The sequence below is a fragment of the Micromonospora sp. NPDC092111 genome (assembly GCF_044755745.1).
GTDB lineage: Bacteria > Actinomycetota > Actinomycetes > Mycobacteriales > Micromonosporaceae > Micromonospora.
In genome coordinates this window covers 131,444-149,080 of the sequence record NZ_JBIVRQ010000004.1, presented here as the reverse complement: position 1 = coordinate 149,080, position 17,637 = coordinate 131,444, and the positions used below count along the sequence as shown (strand labels likewise).

General features: G+C 74.3%; 18 protein-coding genes and 1 pseudogene. 12 read left to right on the top strand and 7 right to left on the bottom strand.

What is annotated here, in order from left to right; translation table 11 throughout:
* Position 1 precedes the first annotated feature (1 nt).
* The 4 genes from ACIQG9_RS11275 to ACIQG9_RS11260 all read right to left on the bottom strand — a co-directional run bounded on the left by ACIQG9_RS11275 (position 2) and on the right by ACIQG9_RS11260 (position 1,949).
* The gene (locus ACIQG9_RS11275; protein ID WP_400400387.1) at positions 2-376 is read right to left on the bottom strand and encodes a hypothetical protein; all 375 of its coding nucleotides are present in this window, start codon (positions 374-376) and stop codon (positions 2-4) included.
* A 29-nt stretch (positions 377-405) separates the two neighbouring features.
* Positions 406-675, bottom strand: a complete 270-nt coding sequence (locus ACIQG9_RS11270; protein WP_400400384.1) for a hypothetical protein — start codon at positions 673-675, stop codon at positions 406-408.
* Positions 676-755: 80 nt separating this feature from the next.
* Positions 756-1,226 (bottom strand): large conductance mechanosensitive channel protein MscL, encoded by a 471-nt coding sequence (mscL, locus tag ACIQG9_RS11265; protein ID WP_400400382.1) that lies wholly within the window; start codon positions 1,224-1,226, stop codon positions 756-758.
* Between the two features lie 39 nt (positions 1,227-1,265).
* Entirely contained in the window at positions 1,266-1,949 is a 684-nt protein-coding gene (locus ACIQG9_RS11260; protein ID WP_400400380.1) for a FadR/GntR family transcriptional regulator, read from the bottom strand.
* A 157-nt stretch (positions 1,950-2,106) separates the two neighbouring features.
* Between ACIQG9_RS11260 and ACIQG9_RS11255 the strand changes: the two genes are divergently transcribed.
* The gene (locus tag ACIQG9_RS11255) at positions 2,107-3,261 is read left to right on the top strand and encodes an MFS transporter (RefSeq protein WP_400400950.1); all 1,155 of its coding nucleotides are present in this window, start codon (positions 2,107-2,109) and stop codon (positions 3,259-3,261) included.
* 9 nt (positions 3,262-3,270) lie between these two features.
* Here the strand turns inward: ACIQG9_RS11255 and ACIQG9_RS11250 are convergent, their stop codons facing one another.
* Complete coding sequence (locus tag ACIQG9_RS11250) at positions 3,271-3,627, bottom strand: STAS domain-containing protein (RefSeq protein WP_088642031.1); 357 nt, start codon at positions 3,625-3,627, stop codon at positions 3,271-3,273.
* Between the two features lie 159 nt (positions 3,628-3,786).
* On the opposite strand from ACIQG9_RS11250, the gene ACIQG9_RS11245 reads away from it, so the two are divergent.
* From ACIQG9_RS11245 to ACIQG9_RS11220, 6 genes are read left to right on the top strand one after another with little or no spacing between them, the layout of a single operon-like run.
* Positions 3,787-4,647 (top strand): STAS domain-containing protein, encoded by an 861-nt coding sequence (locus ACIQG9_RS11245; RefSeq protein WP_400400376.1) that lies wholly within the window; start codon positions 3,787-3,789, stop codon positions 4,645-4,647.
* Entirely contained in the window at positions 4,647-5,066 is a 420-nt protein-coding gene (locus ACIQG9_RS11240; protein WP_400400373.1) for an STAS domain-containing protein, read from the top strand. The genes ACIQG9_RS11245 and ACIQG9_RS11240 overlap by 1 nt, the downstream gene beginning before the upstream one ends.
* Positions 5,063-5,479 (top strand): ATP-binding protein, encoded by a 417-nt coding sequence (locus tag ACIQG9_RS11235; RefSeq protein ID WP_400400370.1) that lies wholly within the window; start codon positions 5,063-5,065, stop codon positions 5,477-5,479. The genes ACIQG9_RS11240 and ACIQG9_RS11235 overlap by 4 nt, the downstream gene beginning before the upstream one ends.
* The gene (locus tag ACIQG9_RS11230; protein ID WP_400400948.1) at positions 5,476-6,492 is read left to right on the top strand and encodes a SpoIIE family protein phosphatase; all 1,017 of its coding nucleotides are present in this window, start codon (positions 5,476-5,478) and stop codon (positions 6,490-6,492) included. The genes ACIQG9_RS11235 and ACIQG9_RS11230 overlap by 4 nt, the downstream gene beginning before the upstream one ends.
* A complete protein-coding gene (locus tag ACIQG9_RS11225; protein WP_400400367.1) occupies positions 6,489-7,841 on the top strand; it encodes an ATP-binding protein in 1,353 nt (450 codons plus the stop codon). The genes ACIQG9_RS11230 and ACIQG9_RS11225 overlap by 4 nt, the downstream gene beginning before the upstream one ends.
* Positions 7,842-7,843: 2 nt before the next feature.
* Positions 7,844-9,382 (top strand): SpoIIE family protein phosphatase, encoded by a 1,539-nt coding sequence (locus tag ACIQG9_RS11220; protein WP_400400366.1) that lies wholly within the window; start codon positions 7,844-7,846, stop codon positions 9,380-9,382.
* A 79-nt stretch (positions 9,383-9,461) separates the two neighbouring features.
* Here the strand turns inward: ACIQG9_RS11220 and ACIQG9_RS11215 are convergent, their stop codons facing one another.
* Positions 9,462-10,274 (bottom strand): DUF6597 domain-containing transcriptional factor, encoded by an 813-nt coding sequence (locus ACIQG9_RS11215; protein ID WP_400400364.1) that lies wholly within the window; start codon positions 10,272-10,274, stop codon positions 9,462-9,464.
* 31 nt (positions 10,275-10,305) lie between these two features.
* On the opposite strand from ACIQG9_RS11215, the gene ACIQG9_RS11210 reads away from it, so the two are divergent.
* The 4 genes and pseudogenes from ACIQG9_RS11210 (at position 10,306) to ACIQG9_RS11195 (ending at position 13,669) form a co-directional block, all read left to right on the top strand.
* Positions 10,306-10,872, top strand: coding sequence for a TIGR03086 family metal-binding protein (locus ACIQG9_RS11210; protein WP_400400361.1), 567 nt, complete (start codon positions 10,306-10,308; stop codon positions 10,870-10,872).
* Positions 10,873-10,918: 46 nt separating this feature from the next.
* Positions 10,919-11,455, top strand: coding sequence for a PadR family transcriptional regulator (locus ACIQG9_RS11205; RefSeq protein ID WP_400400359.1), 537 nt, complete (start codon positions 10,919-10,921; stop codon positions 11,453-11,455).
* A pseudogene (locus tag ACIQG9_RS11200) lies at positions 11,452-12,152 on the top strand (ABC transporter ATP-binding protein). Before ACIQG9_RS11205 ends, ACIQG9_RS11200 begins: the two are co-directional and overlap by 4 nt.
* Positions 12,149-13,669 carry an FtsX-like permease family protein gene (locus ACIQG9_RS11195; protein ID WP_400400356.1) on the top strand — a complete coding sequence of 507 codons (1,521 nt, stop codon included), beginning with the start codon at positions 12,149-12,151 and terminating at the stop codon, positions 13,667-13,669. The pseudogene ACIQG9_RS11200 and the gene ACIQG9_RS11195 overlap by 4 nt, the downstream one beginning before the upstream one ends.
* An 82-nt stretch (positions 13,670-13,751) precedes the next feature.
* On the opposite strand, the gene ACIQG9_RS11190 is transcribed toward ACIQG9_RS11195, so the two are convergent.
* Positions 13,752-15,848 (bottom strand): S9 family peptidase, encoded by a 2,097-nt coding sequence (locus ACIQG9_RS11190; RefSeq protein WP_400400354.1) that lies wholly within the window; start codon positions 15,846-15,848, stop codon positions 13,752-13,754.
* An 83-nt stretch (positions 15,849-15,931) separates the two neighbouring features.
* Between ACIQG9_RS11190 and ACIQG9_RS11185 the strand changes: the two genes are divergently transcribed.
* Positions 15,932-17,452, top strand: coding sequence for an FAD-binding oxidoreductase (locus tag ACIQG9_RS11185; protein ID WP_400400352.1), 1,521 nt, complete (start codon positions 15,932-15,934; stop codon positions 17,450-17,452).
* Positions 17,453-17,637: the final 185 nt, after the last annotated feature.

Sequence of the window (17,637 nt, the reverse complement as noted above, 5' to 3'; positions counted from 1 at the left end):
CTCACTCCTCCGGCGGGAGGTCACCGACGGGGACTTCGAGGCGGATCTGGCCGTCGGTGACCGTGGCGATCTGGTCGGCCAGCACGTACACCGCGCCGGTGCGGGCCATTTCGGTGGAGACCTTGAGGTAGCCGGTGCGCAGCAGCCGGGCGGCCAGGTCGGCCGGGACGTCCGGCTCCTCGACCGCCGCGGACTCGATCAGCTCGTTCAGGCTGCCGCCCGGGTCGGCCGTCGACGCCTGCACGGTCACCGCGTTCGGGTCGCCCCGCTGGACGAGGTCGACGGTGCCGACCTCGACCCCGACGGTGTCGACCACCCGCATGCCGGTGGTGACCCGGGAGAGAACCGTGCGTTGTTCGGTGCCCTGCTGCTCCATCCCCGAGCGGTTCCCGGCCCCGGCCGGTGCTAAACCGCCCCACCGGGGCCGGTCGGGTCGGGGCCCCAGGCGCTGGGCGGACGCGGGGACAGTTCCCGCCAGGCGTCCGTCCCGGCCAGCAGGGCCCGGACGGTCTCCTCGGCCTCCTCCGCGCTGCCGTACTCGTAGAACTGGGAGACGCCCTCCGCGCCGCCGGCCCGCTGCTCCACGTGCCAGCGGTCGGCGTCCACCCGGAGGAACACGTCCCGCCGGGCCAGTCGTCCCCATGTGCCGTTCCACCAGTGCCTACGCTGCTCCATGGCCGGACTCTATCGAACATGTGTACGACATGGGACGGCCCCTGTGGGATTCCCACAGGGGCCGATGTGCGGGGGCGGGGTCAGCGCGGGGCGGGCGGCTCCGTACGCCGACCGAGCACGTCGTCCAGCGCGCCACGCTGTCCAGGGGTGGCGTGGCCGCCGGCCAGCAGCGCGTCCCGGATCTCGGTGAGCAGCTTGACCTCCTCGCTCGGGGCGGCGGGCGGCGGCTCCTCGCCGCGCTTGCGCCGCTCGGCGAGCCGGTTCATCGGATACACCACCAGGAAGTACAGCGCCGCCGCCGTCAACAGGAAGGTGATCGCCGCGTTGACGAAGGCCACCCAGTCGAAGGGGATCTCCCGGAACGTCGGAGTGGAGCCGGTCAGGCCGTTCTTGCTGCCGGTCAGCAACGCGATGAACACCCGGACCAGCGGTTCGAGGAACGACTTGGTGAGCTGGGTGACCACGCCGGTGAACGCGGCACCGATGACGACACCGACCGCCAGGTCGACGACGTTGCCGCGCATGATGAAGTCTTTGAAGCCCCTGAGCATCCGCACTCCCATGCTGTCCGATTCTCCGTCCGGGACAACCTATGCCCCGGACGGGTGCTCCAGAAAAGCACCGGCCTCGATCGCCGCCCGTACCGGGTCGCCGGCCCGGATCGCCGCCACCAGCCGGCCGTGGTCGACGTACCGCTCGGGTTCCAGGGCGTCGCCCATCGCGTGCGCGACGGTGCTGCGCAGCGCCGTGCCCACCGAGGCGTAGAGCTCGGCCAGCATCCCGTTGTGGGCGGCGGCGACCACCGCCGTGTGCAGCGCGGCGTCCGCCTCCACGAACTCACCGACCCGGCCCGACCGCCAGGCGGCCTCCCGTTCGGCGAGCACGCCGTCGAGCGCCGCCAGGTCCTCCGGGGTACGCCGCAGCGCGGCCAACCGGGCCGCCTCCACCTCGAAGGCGCGCCGGACCTCGATCACCTCGGCCATCCGGTCGTCGGTGAGTCGGCGGGCCACCACCGGGGCCAGCTCGTCGGTCGACACCACGTACGTGCCGGAGCCCTGCCGGCACTCCAGCACCCCGGCGTGCACCAGCGCCCGGACCGCCTCGCGGACCGTGTTGCGGCCCACCCCCAGCGCCGCGACCAACTGCGGCTCGGTGGGGATGCGCCCGCCGACCGGCCACTCGCCGCCGAGGATCCGGCCCCGGAGCTGCTCGATGGTCTGGCGTACCCGGTGGCCGCGTGGGGGCACGGCGGCGGAATCGACCGACGGTGTCACCGGTTACACCTGCTGACAAAATTCATCCCATGATTGTAGGTTCGAGGCCATGACCCCGCCAACCGCCAGCGCCGAGGCCCCCGTCGTCGATCCGGTGGCCGACCGGCCCCACCGCACCCCGTCGCCGGTCACCGGCGGCGCCCTGGTGCTGGTCGGGATGCTGCTGGTCGCGGCCAACCTGCGGGCCGCGGTGACCAGCCTCGGCCCGCTCCTCGACGAGGTGCGCACCGGGCTCGGGCTCTCCGGCGCGATGGCCGGCTTCGTCACCACGCTGCCCACCATCGCCTTCGCCGGCCTCGGCGCGCTCACCCCGTGGCTGGTCCGCCGCTGGCCGGCCGCCCGGGTGCTGGTGCTGGCGATGCTCGCCCTCACCGTCGGCCAGGTGCTGCGGGTGGTGACCGACTCGGCGGCGGTCTTCGTGCTCACCAGCGCGCTCGCCCTCGCCGGCATCGCGGTGGCGAACATCCTGCTGCCGATGCTGGTCAAACAGCACTTCCCGCACCGCACCGGGCTCGTCACCGGGGCGTACACGATGGCCCTGACGGCAGGCACCACGGTGGCCGCCGCCGCCACCGTGCCGGTGGCGCACGCCTTCGGTTCCTGGCGGGCCGGACTCGGGGTGTGGGCGGCGTTGGCGGCGGTGGCCGTACTCGCGTGGGTGCCACTGGCGCTGCGGGCCCGGGCCGCCCGGCGGGCCGCGACCACGACGCCGGCCCCGGCCACCCGGAGCCGGGTCCGGCCGGGCCGCACCCGGCTCGGCTGGGCGATGGCGGTCTACTTCGGGGTGCAGGCGCTCAGCGGCTACGCGATCATGGGCTGGTTGGCCCAGCTCTTCCGGGACGCCGGGTTCGTCCCCGAGACCGCCGGTCTGCTGCTCGCCGGGGTCACCGCGCTCGGTGTGCCGGTGGCGCTGCTGATGCCGACGCTGGCCGGCCGGATGCGGACCCTGCGCCCGCTGGTGTTCGGGCTGACCGCCTTCTCCGCCGCCGCCTACCTGGGGCTGGCGCTCGCGCCGCACGACGGGGCGGTGCTCTGGGTCATGCTGCTGGCCATCGGCCAGGGCGCGTTCCCGCTGATCCTGACCACCATCGGCCTGCGCGCCCGTACGGCGGACGGGACCGTGGCGCTCTCCGCCTTCGCGCAGAGCACCGGGTACGTGATCGCCGCGCTCGGTCCGCTGCTGGTCGGCATCCTCTACGAGGCGACCGGGGGCTGGACGGCGCCGCTCGGTTTCCTGATCACCGCCCTCGCCGTGCAGGCGACTGCGGGAATGCTGATCGCCCGCCCCCGATTTATCGAGGACGAGCGATAGAGGGGTCGGTCAGGAGGAGGCCGGGGTGGGGTCACCCGCGACGGCCTGCTCGACCGTCGGGTAGGTGTGCAGCACCTCGACCAGACCGCTGACCTCAAGGATGCGCAGCACGCCGCGCTGCGGGGCGGCCAGCCGGACCACGCCGCCGGCCTCGTCGCAGCTGTTCTTCGCGCGCACGAAGACCGACAGCCCGGTCGAGTCGCAGAACGACACCTCCGCCAGGTCGAACACCAGCCGGCTGCGGCCCTTGTCGAGCAGGTCGGTGATCTGGTCCTGAAGCTGCGGTGCGGTCGCCATGTCGAGCTCGCCCGCGACCGACACGACGACGACGTCGCCGCGCTGTTCCGTGTGCACCGTCAAGGACATTCGGACCTCCTGTTAGAGGTGGAACGGTATCCCACGAAGGGGCTCAACCGCAGAACGGGAGCGGGTCCGGGTGGGCCTCGTCATTCCTTTGCCTCGTGACAACTACCGCGCATGTTTCCGGTGATAGAGTCCGGCCGGCCCAGCTCACAGGAGGTAACCATGGCGTTGACCGCAGACGGGGGCGACCGGCTCGCCGGGATGCTGGGTGAGCACGCGGAGCGGATCATCCAGCGGTGGACGGAGGTCGTCGCCGCCTCGCTGCGCGGCCGGCTCAGCCAGGCCGAGCTACGGCTCCAGGTGCAGGAGCTGCACGCCAGCATGGTCAACGCCGGTGGTGCCGGCCTGGCGGACCTCCAGTCCCCCCAGGCCGGGGAGCTGCGGGCGGTGCTCGCCGACCTCTCCCGCAGCCGGGCCCGGCAGAGCTTCTCCGCCACCGAGACCGCGGTCAGCATCTACGCCCTCAAGGACGTGCTGGTCGAACTGGTGGAGACCGGCGGCGTCGAGCTGTCGTTGCGCGACGTCATCGACCTCACCGGCCTGGTCGACCGGATGGGGCTGCTCACCTTCGAGACCTACGTGCAGACCCGCGAGGGACTGATCGCCGACCAGGCCGAGCAGCTTCTCGAACTCTCCACTCCGGTGGTCAAGATCTGGGACGGCGTGGTCGCCGTGCCGCTGGTCGGCACCCTCGACTCGGCCCGCGCCCAGGTGGTGATGGAGCGACTGCTACAGACCCTGGTCGACACCGGCTCGCCGTACGCCATCATCGACATCACCGGCGTGCCGGCGGTCGACACCCAGGTCGCCCAGCACATCCTCAAGACGGTGGTGGCCGCCCGGCTGATGGGCGCCGACTGCATCATCTCCGGCATCCGCCCGCAGATCGCGCAGACCATCGTCGCGCTCGGCATCGAGTTCGGCGACATCGCCACCAAGGCCAGCCTGGCCGACGCCCTCCGGCACGTGCTGCGGCTCACCGGCGCCGAGACCTCCCGCCGCCACCCACGCCGGGAGGCGTGATGGAGCGGGTGCCGATCCTGAAGATCGGCGACATCCTGCTCGTCTCCATCCAGATCGACATGTCCGACCAGACCGCCCTGGCCCTCCAGGAGGACCTGGCCGAGCGGATCGTGGCCACCGGCTGCCACGGCGTCATCATCGACATCACCGCGCTGGACATCGTCGACTCCTTCGTCGGCCGGATGCTCTCCACCATCGCCTCGATCTCCAGGGTGCTCGACGCGGAGACGGTGGTCGTCGGGATGCGCCCGGCGGTCGCCATCACCCTGGTCGAGCTGGGCCTGTCGCTCAACGGCATCCGGACCGCGCTGAACGTGGAGCGGGGCATGGAGCTGATCGCGGCGACCCGTGAGGACGACCTCGGGTACGGCGACGATCCCGAGGACGCGGACGCCGGGACGGCGGCGACATCAGCATGACCGCCGGCGTCGACCTGGGCCCGAGGACCCAGGCGATCGGGAGCGACGAGGACGTCGTCCGGGTGCGCCAGCTCGTGCGTACCGTGGCGGTGGCCGCCAAGCTCTCCCTGGTCGACCAGACCAAACTGGTCACCGCCGCCAGCGAACTGGCCCGCAACACCCTGATCTACGGCGGCGGCGGGACCGCCGAGGTGACCACGGTCGAGGACGGCCGGCGACGCGGGATCCGGATCCTCTTCGCCGACTCCGGGCCGGGCATCGCCGACCTGACCCTCGCCCTCACCGACGGCTACACCACCGGCGGCGGGCTCGGTCTCGGCCTCAGCGGCGCCCGCCGGCTGGTCGACGACTTCGACATCCAGACCGCCGTCGGCGAGGGCACCCGGATCACCATCACCAAGTGGTCGCGTTGACCGCCGAGGTGGTCCCGGACGCGGGCCACTGGTACCGGGTGGAGAGCGGCGGCGCCGCCAGCACCGTACGGCGGGCGGCCGAACGCCTCGGCGGGCAGCTCGGCATCGGCGACAACCGGATCGCCGAACTGGCCATCGTCGCCGCCGAGCTGACCAGCAACCTGGTCAAGCACGCCCAGGAGGGCGTCCTGCTGCTGCGGCCGGTGCGGTCCTTCGACGCCGCCGGCGTCGAGCTGGTGGCGATCGACTCCGGCCCCGGCATGGCCGATCTGACCGTCTCGTCCCGGGACGGGCACTCCACCACCGGCACCCTCGGCATCGGGCTCGGTGCCATCACCCGGCAGGCGAGCTGGTACGACGCCTGGTCCCGGCCGGGTCTGGGCACCGTCTTCGTCGTCCAGGTGTGGCCGCAGCCCGCCGTGGTCGTACCCGCCTGGGCGGCGGGGCTGACCCGGCCGATCACCGGGGAGCAGGTCAGCGGGGACGGCCACGCCGTCCGGGTGGCCGAGGGCCGGCACCAGGTGCTGGTCTGCGACGGCCTCGGGCACGGGCCGTTGGCCAACGCCGCCACCGAGGCGGCCATCGCCGCCTTCCGGGGCGCGCCGGCCGCGCCGCCCGCCGCCGTGGTGCAGCACCTACACCGGGCGATGTCGCACACCCGGGGGGCGGCCCTGTCGGTGGCCGAGCTGGACCCGGCGGCCGGCGTGCTCCGCTACGCCGGGCTGGGCAACATCGCCGGCACCGTCCTCGGCCCGGACGGCACCCGGCGGGGGCTGGTCTCGCTGCCCGGCATCGCCGGTCACCAGCGCCCGGTGGTACGTGAGTACGACTACCCGTTCCCGTCCGGCGCGACGCTGGTGATGCAGAGCGACGGCGTGGTCGACCGGTGGCGGGTCGAGGACCACCCCGGACTGACCGGCCGGTCGCCGTTGGTGATCGCCGCGACCCTGCTGCGCGACGCCGGGGTGCGCCGGGACGATGCCTGCGTGCTGGTGGCGAGGACCCCGGCATGACCGGCCGGGAGCCCCTTCTGCGCATGGCTCTCCGGGTGGAGCAGGACATCTTCGGCGTACGCCAGCGGGGCCGGGAGGTCGCGGCGGCCGTCGGCCTGGAGCACCAGGACCAGATCCGGGTCGCCACGGCGCTCAGCGAGGTGGCCCGCGACCTGCTGCGCGTCGTCGACGGGGCGGACGTCACCTTCTCCCTGGTGGAGGAGGTGGCCGGCCGGCCGGTCCTCCGGATCGACCTGGCCCCGGTGCGGCCCCTCCCCGACAACCGGTACGAGCCGCAGTCCGGCGCGGTCGCGCGTCTGGTGGACACGTTGGGCCTCGCCGGCTCGGAGGGGGATACGGTCGTGAGGATGTCCCGACGTATCCCGACCGCCGCTGCGGCGCTGACCACGGCGCGGCTGGCCGAGCTGCGGGCCGAGCTCGGCAACAGCGCGCCGGCCAGCGCCCTGGACGAGCTGGCGACCCAGAACGAGCAGTTGATCGCCGCCCTCGACGAGGTACGCAGCCAGCGGGACGAGCTGTCCGTGCTCAACGCCGAGCTGGAGGAGACCAACCGGGGCGTGCTGGCGCTCTACACCCAGCTCTCCGAGGAGTTGGAGGAGACCAACCGGGGGGTGGTGGCGCTCTACGCCGAGCTGGACGAGAAGTCGGCCCAGCTCCGCGCGGCGAGCGAGTCGAAGAGCCGCTTCCTGGCCAACGTCAGCCACGAGCTGCGGGCCCCGGTGACCGCGATCATCGGGCTGGGTCGGCTGCTCACCGATTCCGCGTCCGACCCGCTGACCGCCGAGCAGGCCCAACAGGTCGACCTGATCCGGGACTCGGCGGCGGACCTGCTGTCGCTCGTCAACGACCTGCTCGACCTGGCCAAGGCCGAGTCGGGCCGGATCGAGCCGGAGTGGGCGGAGGTCGACCTGCGGGCACTGTTCGGGCAGTTGCGCGGCACGCTGCGGGCGCTCACCCTCCACTCCGAGGTGGAGCTGCTGGTGGAGGAGCCGCCGGCCCCGGCGGTGCTCCGCTCGGACGAGGTGCTGCTCGCCCAGGTGCTGCGCAACCTGCTGCACAATGCGGTGAAGTTCACCGACCGGGGCGAGGTGCGGATGCGTGCCGAGCGGGACGCCGACCGCTGGCGGATCGTCGTCTCCGACACCGGCCCCGGCATCCCGCCGGAGCTGCACGAGCGCATCTTCGAGGAGTTCTACCAGGTGCCGGGGACCAGCCGGCGCAGCGGCACCGGGCTCGGCCTGCCGTACGCGCGGCGGCTGGTGACGCTGCTCGGCGGCACCCTGGAGCTGACCAGTGCGCCGGGCCGGGGCAGCACCTTCACGGTCGACCTGCCCGTGGGCGGGGTGTGACGGTGGCCGGCGGCCCGGCGACGGTCCTGGTGGTCGACGACAGCCCCACCAAGCGCTACCTCCTGGTCAGCTGGCTGACCCGGGCCGGCTTCGCGGTCCGCGAGGCGGAGACCGGCGCCGAGGCGTTGGCGCGGGTCGGGGTGGACCCGGTCGACCTGGTGGTGCTCGACGTACGGCTGCCGGACCTGAGCGGCTTCGAGGTGTGCGAACAGATCAAGGCGCGGCACCCGTCCATCCCGGTGATCCATGTGTCCGCGCACGCGGTCGACGTGGTGGACCGCGCCCAGGGGCTGACCCGGGGCGCGGACGCGTACCTGGCCGAGCCGATCGAGCCGGAGGAGCTGGTCGCCACCGCGCACGCGGTGCTGCGGTACTACCAGGCGCGGCAGCGGGCCGAACTGCTGGCCGAGCGGCTCACCGGGCTGGCCGACACCACTGTCGCGGTGCACGCCGCGCCGAACTTCGCCCGCCTGTTGCAGGAGGCGGCGGCCGGTGCGGCGCAGATCTTCAGGAGCCCGGCCGCGGTGATCGCGGAGACCTTCGACGGGGAGTGCCTGGCCGGGATCGCCGCCGGCCCGGACGCCGAACCGGAGGTGGTGACATGGGTGGTCGACGACACCGGGGTGCCGACCGGCGCCACGGTGCGGGTGGACGACCCGGCGGGCTGGAACCTGGTGCGGTGGCCGGCCGGTGACACGGTGACCGTGGCCGCCGCCAGGCTGCGGGAGGACCGCGCCCCGCTCTACGTGGTGGTGCCGACCAGCACGCAGACCGCGCGGACGCCGGTGCTGGTGCAGCTCGCCCAGGCGGTCGCGTCGGCGGTAGAGGCGCAGCGCTCCTACGACGAGGAGCATCGGATCGCGGTCACCCTCCAGCGGAGCCTGCTGCCCCGCCGGCTGCCCGAGGTGGCCGGTCTCGACCTGGCGGTGCGCTACGAACCGGCCAGCGCGCAGACCGAGGTGGGCGGGGACTTCTACGAGCTGGTGATGCTCGACGGTCACCTGTTGGTGGCGATCGGCGACGTCGCCGGCCACTCGCTGCACGCGGCGACCGTGATGGCCGAGCTGCGGCACGCCATGCGGGCGTACGCGGTGGAGGGGCACCAGCCCGGGGTGATCCTGGACCGGCTCAACGTGCTGATGCGGACGCTGCTCCGCAACGAGCTGGCCACCCTGTGCGTCCTGCTGCTGCATCCGCCGACCGGCCGGATCAGGCTGGCCAGCGCCGGGCACCTGCCGGCCCTGGTGAGCGGGGACGGCCGGGTGGAGTTCGTGCAGCAGTCGGCGCCGTTGCTCGGGGTGCGCGCGGACCGCCCCGAGGACCTGGAGTTCACCCTGCCGGCCGGGGCCACGCTGGTGCTCTACACCGACGGCCTGATCGAGCGGCGGGACAGCACCATCGACGACGGACTGGCCGCCCTGGCGGCCTCCGCCGCCGTGGTGGACGACGACCTGGACGGCTTCTGCCGGCGGCTGCTGGTCGAACTGGCCCCGCCGGAGATCCACGACGACGTCGCGGTGGTCGCGGTCCGCCGCCGCTGACCGTCCCGCACCTGTCCGCAGGTGCGACGGGGCCTGGTGCCGGTCGCCGCCTACCAGTCCTCGTCCGGTCGGGGCCGGCTCAGTGCAGTGCGCGGGCGTAGGCGGCCGGGGTGCGGCCGGTGACGGCGACGAAGTCGCGGACCAGGTGGGCCTGGTCGCTGTAGCCCAGGTCGGCGGCGAGCGCGGACCAGTCGGGCGGCCCGGCGGCGGCCTGTTCGATCGCCTCCTGGAGGCGGTAACGACGGATCACCCACTTGGGGCCGACGCCGACGTGGTCCAGGAAGAGCCGCTGCAACCGCCGGACGGAGAGGCCGTGCCGGTGGGCGAAGTCGTCCACCCGCAGCACGCTCCGGTCGGTCCGGATCGTCTCGGCCAGCATGATCGCCTCGGCCGCCGCCGGGTCGGGCTCCGGTGCCCAGGCGAGCAGGAAGGCGTCCAGCGCGCGGCGGCGCTGGTCGTCCGTACCCTCGCAACGAGTCGGCGGGACGGCGGACCCGGCGGCGTGGGCGGCGGCCGGGTCGGTGCTGAGCGGGACCTGGCGGCCGGTCAGTTCGGCGACCGGGCGTCGCCAGAACGGCCGGAAGCCGCCGGGACGGAACTGGACGCCGCTGACCGTGCCGGTGCCGGTCAGCGTGATCGAGAACAACGTCCGGCCGACGCCGGACAGCTCGGCGGTCTCCGGGCCGTCGGCGGCACGTCGGAAGACCACGTTGACCGCCGGGTGCGGCACCACCTGCTGCTCGAACGGTGTGCTCAGCGCCCAGTCGACCAGCCAGTAGTGCTCCACCCAGGGGCGCAGCGCGGGGGCGGCCAGGTGCCGCCGGAAGCGCAGCTCCCGGCGTAGCCGGCCGGGGTCGAGGATGCCCCGGTTGTCCCCACGTGGCTGTCGCATTCGTTCAAGACCACCCTCATACGCTGGCCCTATGGCAACAAAGACTAGCGAGCTGCTCGCCGCCGCCGCGCCCGGCACCGTGGCGCTGGTCCGCGCGATCACCGACGACCAGTTCGACCTGCCCACGCCGTGCCCCGACTACACCGTCCGGGACCTGCTCAACCACCTGTACGAGGTGACCGTCAACTTCCAGCGGCTGGCCGCCGGGCGGGCGGTGGACTGGTCCGCGAAGCCCGACCACCTGACCGAGGGCTGGCGGGACCGGTTCGCGGCCGACACCGAACGGCTCGCCGCGGCCTGGGCCGACCCGGCCAGCGAGCAGGGCGTCTCCGCCGGGATGGGCCTGCCCCAGGCGACGGTCGGGCTGATGGCGGTGGCCGACCTGACGGTGCACGGCTGGGACCTGGCCCGGGCGACCGGGCAGCCGTACCGGCCGGCACCGGAGACGGTCGGGGCGCTGCACGGCTTCATGGACGAGATGGGCCCGACGGGGCGGCAGATGGGCGCGTTCGGCGCGGAGGTGCCGACCGGTGCCGACGGGACCGAACTGGACCGGCTGCTGGGCCGGATGGGCCGGGACCCGGACTGGGGCCGCTGACCTGGGCCGCTTGACGCCCACTATTCATTGAATGAATAGTGGGCGGGTGTCCACGTCGCATGTGCTGCTCGGGTTGCTGGCCGCCGGCAACCGGCACGGCTACGAGCTGAAACGGGCCCACGACAGCCGGTTGCCCCGGGCCAAGCCGCTCGCCTTCGGGCAGGTCTACGCCACCCTGGGCCGGCTGCAACGGGACGGCCTGGTGGTGGCCGCCGGCCAGGAACGCGAGGCCGGTCCGGACCGGACCGCCTACGCGCTCACCGACCAGGGGCGAGCCGCCCTCGCCGGCTGGCTCACCGCCGTCGAGCCGCCCATGCCGTACGTGACCAGCACGCTGTTCACCAAGGTCGTGGTGGGGCTGCTGGCCGCCGACCCGGACACCGCCCGGTCGTACCTGGTCGCCCAGGCGCGGGCGCACACCGACCGGCTGCGTGAACTCACCGCCGTCAAGACGGCCCCCTCGGCCACCCTCGACGACGTCGTCGCGGCCGACTACGCCGTCGCCCACCTCGACGCCGACCTGAGGTGGCTGCGGACCACCCTGGACCGGGTCGCCGACTGGCACCGGGAGGTGCACTCGTGAGTGAACTCCAGGCCCGCGACGTGGTCAGGTCGTACGGCCCGACCCCCGCCCTGCGCGGCGTCACCCTCGACGTCGCCGAGGGCGAGATCGTCGCCGTGACCGGGCCCAGTGGCTGCGGCAAGTCGACCCTGCTGCACTGCCTCGCCGGCATCCTGCGCCCGACGGCGGCGAGGTGCGCTGGCGGGGCGAACGGATCGACACCTGGCCCGAGGCCGCCCGCTCCCGGCTGCGCCGTACCGCTTTCGGGGTGCTCTTCCAGTTCGGTCAGCTCGTCCCCGAGTTGACCGCGGCGGAGAACGTCGCCCTCCCGTTGCTCCTCGCCGGCACGGGGCGGCGAGGAGCGCGGGAGGCGGCGCTCGGCTGGCTGGAGCGGCTGGGCGTCGCCGAGCTGGCCGACGTCCGGCCCGGGGCGATGTCCGGCGGGCAGCAGCAGCGCTGCGCGGTCGCCCGGGCCCTGATCACCGAGCCCCGGGTGGTCTTCGCCGACGAGCCGACGGGAGCGCTGGACACGCTCAGCGGCGAGGAGGTCCTCACCCGGTTCGTCCGGCTCGCCCGGGGCCAGGGCACCACCGTCGTCCTGGTCACCCACGAGCCCCGGATCGCCGCCTACGCCGACCGGGAGGTGATGCTCCGCGACGGCGTGGTCGACCCGACCGGCCTCGGCCTGGAGCAGCCGCTCACCGGGGGCGTCCGGTGAAACCCACCGTCGCGCTCCAGCTCGCACTGGCCGGCAACCGCACCGACTCCGCCCGGGTCACGCTCACCGCGCTCAGCGTCGCCCTGGCCACCGTCGCCGGCCTGGCCGCGCTGACCGTGCTGGCCATCCCGACCCCACCCGGCGGTCCCGGCAACAACGACTCGGCGCAGTACGCCAACGCGCTGCTCCGCGAGCCCGGCCTGCGCGGCGGCACCGCGATCGCGCTGCTGCTGCTCACCATTCCGGTGCTCACGCTGGCCGGGCAGTGCGTCCGGCTCGGCGCCCCGGCCCGGGACCGGCGGCTGGCCGGGCTCCGGCTGGCCGGGGCCACCCCCGGGCAGGTGACCCGGCTGGTCGTGCTGGAGACCGGGCTGGCCAGCCTGGTCGGCACCCTCGTCGGGCTGGCGGTCTACCTGATCGGCCGGGTGCCGCTCGACCAGCCCGACGCGCGGGGGCGGCTGCCCCTGCCCACCGACGTGCTCCCGTCGCCGGTGGCGATCGGGGCGGTGGTGCTCGGGCTGCCGGTGCTGACCGGGCTGGTCGGCGCGGTGCTGCTGCGCGGGGTTAGCGCCACGCCGTTCGGCGTGCTCCGCCGGACCCGGGAACACGCGCCCGGCCCCTGGGCGTGGGTGCTGCTCGTCGCCGGGCTGGCCACCTTCGCCTCGTTCGGCCGGGTGCTCGACTGGTTCACCGTCCGGCACCGGGAACCGCCGGTGCTGCTGCCGCCGCTGCTGATAGCCGGCGGCGCCACCGCCGCCATGGTGGGCGTGGTGCTGAGTAGCGGCTGGTTCTCGTACACGGCGGGCCGGCTGCTGCACCGGTACGCCCGCCGGCCCGCCGCGCTGCTGGCGTCCCGCCGGCTGACCACCGACCCGTGGGCCGGCAGCCGCACCTTCGCCGCGCTGCTGATGGCGGTGCTGGTGGGTGCCGGCGCGGCCGGGCTGCGGGCGTCCGTCCACGCCGACATCGCGGTCGACCGGCTCACCTTCCAGGAGTCGAACCCCAACAACGCCTTCTACCTGCGCAGCATCGACCTGGTGGACCTCGCGGTCGGGGTGGCGGTGGCGATCGCCGCCGGTGGCCTCCTCGTCGCGTTGGTCGACGGGATCGTCGCCCGACGACGGGCGTACGCCGCGCTGGTCGCCACCGGGGTGCCCCGGGCCACCATCGGTCGGGCGATCGCCTGGCAGGCGATCGCCCCGGCGGTCCCCGCGATCGGGCTCGCACTGGTGGTGGGATTCCTGCTCAGCAGGGCCGTCGGCGGCCGTCCGGCGACGGGCGGCGGGCACTCCACCATGGTCTGCGACGCCGCCCGGTCGGTCTGCGACGACCCGGTCGCCCGGCGGCCCTACCTGCGGTTGGTGGAGGTGCCGGAGGTGGCCGTCCCGCCCGGCGTACCCGTGGCGCAGCTAGCGTGGATCGGTGCCGGCGCCCTCGTCGCGGTGCTGGTCACCGTCGCGGTCGGGCTGCTCTTCCTGCGCGCCAGCACCGAACTGGAGGAGTTGCGGGCCACCTGAGCCGGGCCGCCGACGCCCCGGCGGGTACGCCGGGGCCGGGCGGCTCGTCGGCCGCCCGGCCACCGTCGGTCGTGGTCCCCGCTCAGGCGCGGCCCAGCCGGTCCAGGATCCAGGCGTTGACGAACGCCTCCTCGCGCCACGCGTCGTACCGGCCGCTGGGGCCGCCGTGGCCGGCGCCCATCTCGGTCTTGAGCAGGTAGTCGCCCTGCGGGGCGACCGCCCGCAGCCGGGCGATCCACTTCGCCGGCTCGTGGTAGAGCACCCGGGTGTCGTTGAGGCTGGTCACCGCGAGGATCGCCGGGTAGTCGGCGGCGGTGACGTTCTCGTACGGGGTGTACGACTTCATGTACGCGTACACCTCGGGGTCGGCGAGCGGGTTGCCCCACTCCTCCCACTCGGTGACGGTCAGCGGCAGCGACGGGTCGAGGATCGAGGTGAGCGCGTCCACGAAGGGCACCTGCGCGACGATCCCGGCGAACGCGTCCGGGGCGAGGTTGGCCACCGCGCCCATCAGCAGGCCACCGGCCGAGGCGCCCCGGGCGACCAGCCGGTCGCTCGCCGTCCAGCCGGCCTTGACCAGGTGCCGGGCGCAGGCGACGAAATCGGTGAAGGTGTTCTTCTTGGCCAGCAGCTTGCCCTCGTCGTACCAGCGCCGGCCCAGTTCGCCGCCGCCCCGGACGTGTGCCACGGCGAAGATGACGCCCCGGTCGAGCAGGCTGAGCCGGGCGATGGAGAACCACGGGTCCATGCTCGCCTCGTACGAGCCGTAGCCGTAGATGACGGCCGGGGCGGAGCCGTCGCGCGGGGTGCCGGCGCGGCAGACCAGCGAGATCGGCACCCGGGTGCCGTCGTCGGCGAGCGCCCAGTCGCGGTGCTGCTCGTAGTCGGCCGGGTCGTACTCCCGCCCGTCCGGGCCGGGCCGGACGGGCTTGCGCCGGCGCAGCTCCATCTCCCGGGTGACCAGGTCGTAGTCGTACACCGAGTCGGGGGTGACCAGCGAGGTGTAGCGGAACCGGATCTGCCGGGTGCGGTACTCCGGGTTGGCGTCCAGGCCGACGCTGTGGATCGGCTCCGGGAAGTCGATGTCGTGCCCGTCACCGCCGCCGACGGGCAGGACCCGCAGGCCGGTGAGGCCGTTGCTGCGCAGCGAGACGACGAGGTGATCGGCGAACGCGTCGACCGACTCCAGCCGGGTGCCGGGGGAGTGCTCGATCAGTGGCACCCAGTCGCCGGGAGCGTCCGCCGAGGTGTACGCCAGCGCGAAGTCCTCCGCGCCGTCGTTGTGCAGGATCAGGAAACGGTGGCCGTGGTGTTCGACGGCGTACTCGACGCCCTGCCGGCGGGGGGCGATTACGGCGGGCTCGCCGGTGGGGTTGCCGGCCGGGATCACCCGGACCTCGCTGGTGACCTTGCTGTGGATGTCGATGAGCACGAACCGCTCGGAGCGGGTCAGCTCGACGCCCACCCAGAACCGCTCGTCGTCCTCGACGTGCACCACCACGTCCTCGCCCGACGGGGTGCCGACGGTGTGCCGCCAGACCCGGTTGGGTCGCCACGCCTCGTCGACCGTGACGTAGAACAGCACCGAGGCGTCGGCCGACCAGGCGGTGCCGTAGAAGGTGTCGGGCACCTCGTCGCCGAGCAGCTCGCCGGTGGTGAGGTCCTTGACCCGCAGGGTGAACCGTTCGTCGCCGGAGAAGTCCGTCGAGTACGCCAGCCAGCGTCCGTCCGGGCTGACGTCGAACGCGCCGAGGGAGAAGAAGTCGTGCCCCTCGGCGAGCTGGTTGCCGTCGAGCAGCACCTCCTCGCCGTCGAGCGGGGAGCCGTCCGTGCTGACCGGGGGCGTGGTCTCGTCGTCACGGACCGCACGGCGGCAGTGCACGCCGTACTGCTGGCCCTCGACGGTGCGGGTGTAGTACCAGTGGCCGCCCTTGCGGGTGGGCACCGACAGGTCGGTCTCCTGGGTGCGCTGCCGGGTCTCCTCGAACAGCGTGCCGCGCAGCTCCGCCAGGTGCGCGGTGCGGGCCTCGGTGTAGGCGTTCTCGGCGGTGAGGTGGGCGATGGTCGCCGGGTCGTCCTTGGTGGCGAGCCAGGCGTACTCGTCGACGACGGTGTCGCCGTGGTGGGCGCGCTCCGCGGGGACCCGTCGGGCGACGGGCGGGGTGGTCTCGGTGGTCACGGCGTCACGTTACCGGCCCGCCGCCGTCGGTGGCGGGGCCTCGTCTGCGCGACCCGCCGCCAAGCCATTAGAACATGTGTACGATGACGGCCATGGCGATGGCAGCGGATTCGACCGGCGCAGCGGAGATCACCCGGCGGTTGGCCGGGATCTGCGGTCCCTCCTTCGCCCGGTTCGCGGGCGCCGCCGACGAGGTGGCCGGTCGGCCCGCCCGGTGGGTGGCCGTCCCGGGCGGGCCCCGGGCGGCCGCCGAGGTACTCCGGCTGGCCGCCCGGCACGACCTGACCGTGGTGCCGCGCGGCGCCGGCACGAAGATCGACTGGGGGGCCGCCCCGGCCCGGGTCGACATCATGCTCGACACCGGCCGGCTGGCCGGGGTCGGCCACCAGCCGCAGGGCTCCCCGGTGGTCGACGTCGGCGCCGGCACCCCGTTGCGCGCGGTGCAGGCCACACTGGAGCGCACCGGCCGGCGGCTGGCGCTGGACCCGCCCTCGCCCGGGGCCACCCTCGGCGGGGTGCTGGCCGCCGACGAAGCCGGCCCGCTGCGGCACCGGCACGGCACCGCCTGCGAGCAGTTGGTCGGCCTGCGCTGGCTGGACGCCGACGGGGAGCTGATCAGCGCCGGTCGGGGCGCGGCGGAGCTGTCCGGTGGCCCGGCGACGGTCGGTCTCGACCTCGGTCGGCTGCTCTGCGGCTCGCACGGCGGGCTCGGCGTGCTCGTCTCGGCCACGCTGCGGGCGCAGGCCGTGCCGGCCAGCCGGGTGTGGGTGTCCCGGCCGGTGTGGACTCCGCTGGAGGTGCACGACCTCCTGCGGGTGGTGCTCGGCGCCGGGCTCGACCCGGCGGCCGTCGAACTGGACCTACCGGCCGCCGGCCCCCGAGCGCGTGCGGTCGCCGCCTCGGCGGCGAGCCCCACGTCGGGATCAGCCTCGGGGTCGGCGTCGGGGTCGGCGTCGGGATGGGCGTCGGGATCGGCCTCGGGATCGGCCTCGGGATCGGCGTCGGGACCTGCCGGCCGGCCGATGTCCGCCGCCGAGGCGGCGGCCCGGGCCAACCATCCCGCGATGGCCGGCCGCCGGGCCGATCCGTCGGCGGCCCGCGAGGGCGCGGGTGAGCTGGCGATCCTGCTGGAGGGCGGCCCGACCGACGTGGCCGAGCGGGCCGACTCCCTGCTGCACCTGCTCGGCGGTACGGCGACGCTCGCCCACGCGGCGCCGCCGTGGTGGCGGAGCTACCCGTTCGCCCCGGGCGACACCGCGCTCCGGGTCGAGGTGCCGAACACCGACCTGCACGCCGCCGTGTACGCGCTGCGCGACGCCGCCGGCACCCCCGTCCCGGTGCGCGGCTCCGCCGGCCTGGGCGTGGTGCACGCCGCGCTGCCCGGCGGGCTCCCGGTCGACCGGGTGGCCTCGATCCTCGCCGCCGTCCGAGGGGTGCTCCTCGCCCGCCGGGGCCGATGCGTGGTGGTCGCCGCGCCTCCGGCGGTGCGCCGGGCGGTCGACGTGTGGGGCGAGGCGGCGGTGATCCCCCGGCTGCGGGCCGCCAAGGACCACCTCGACCCGCACCGCCGGCTCGCCCCGGGGCGGCTGCCCGGCGGCCTCTGACCACCCGCCCGGCCTCTGACCACCCGCCCGGCCTGTGCGCCCGCCGCCGGAGCCCTCGCCTGTCCGCCGACCTGCCCGCCGGTCGACCTGCCTGTCCGCCGACCTGCCCGCCGGTCGACCTGCCTGTCCGCCGACCTGCCCGCCGGTCGACCTGCCTGTCCGCCGACCTGCCCGCCGGTCGACCT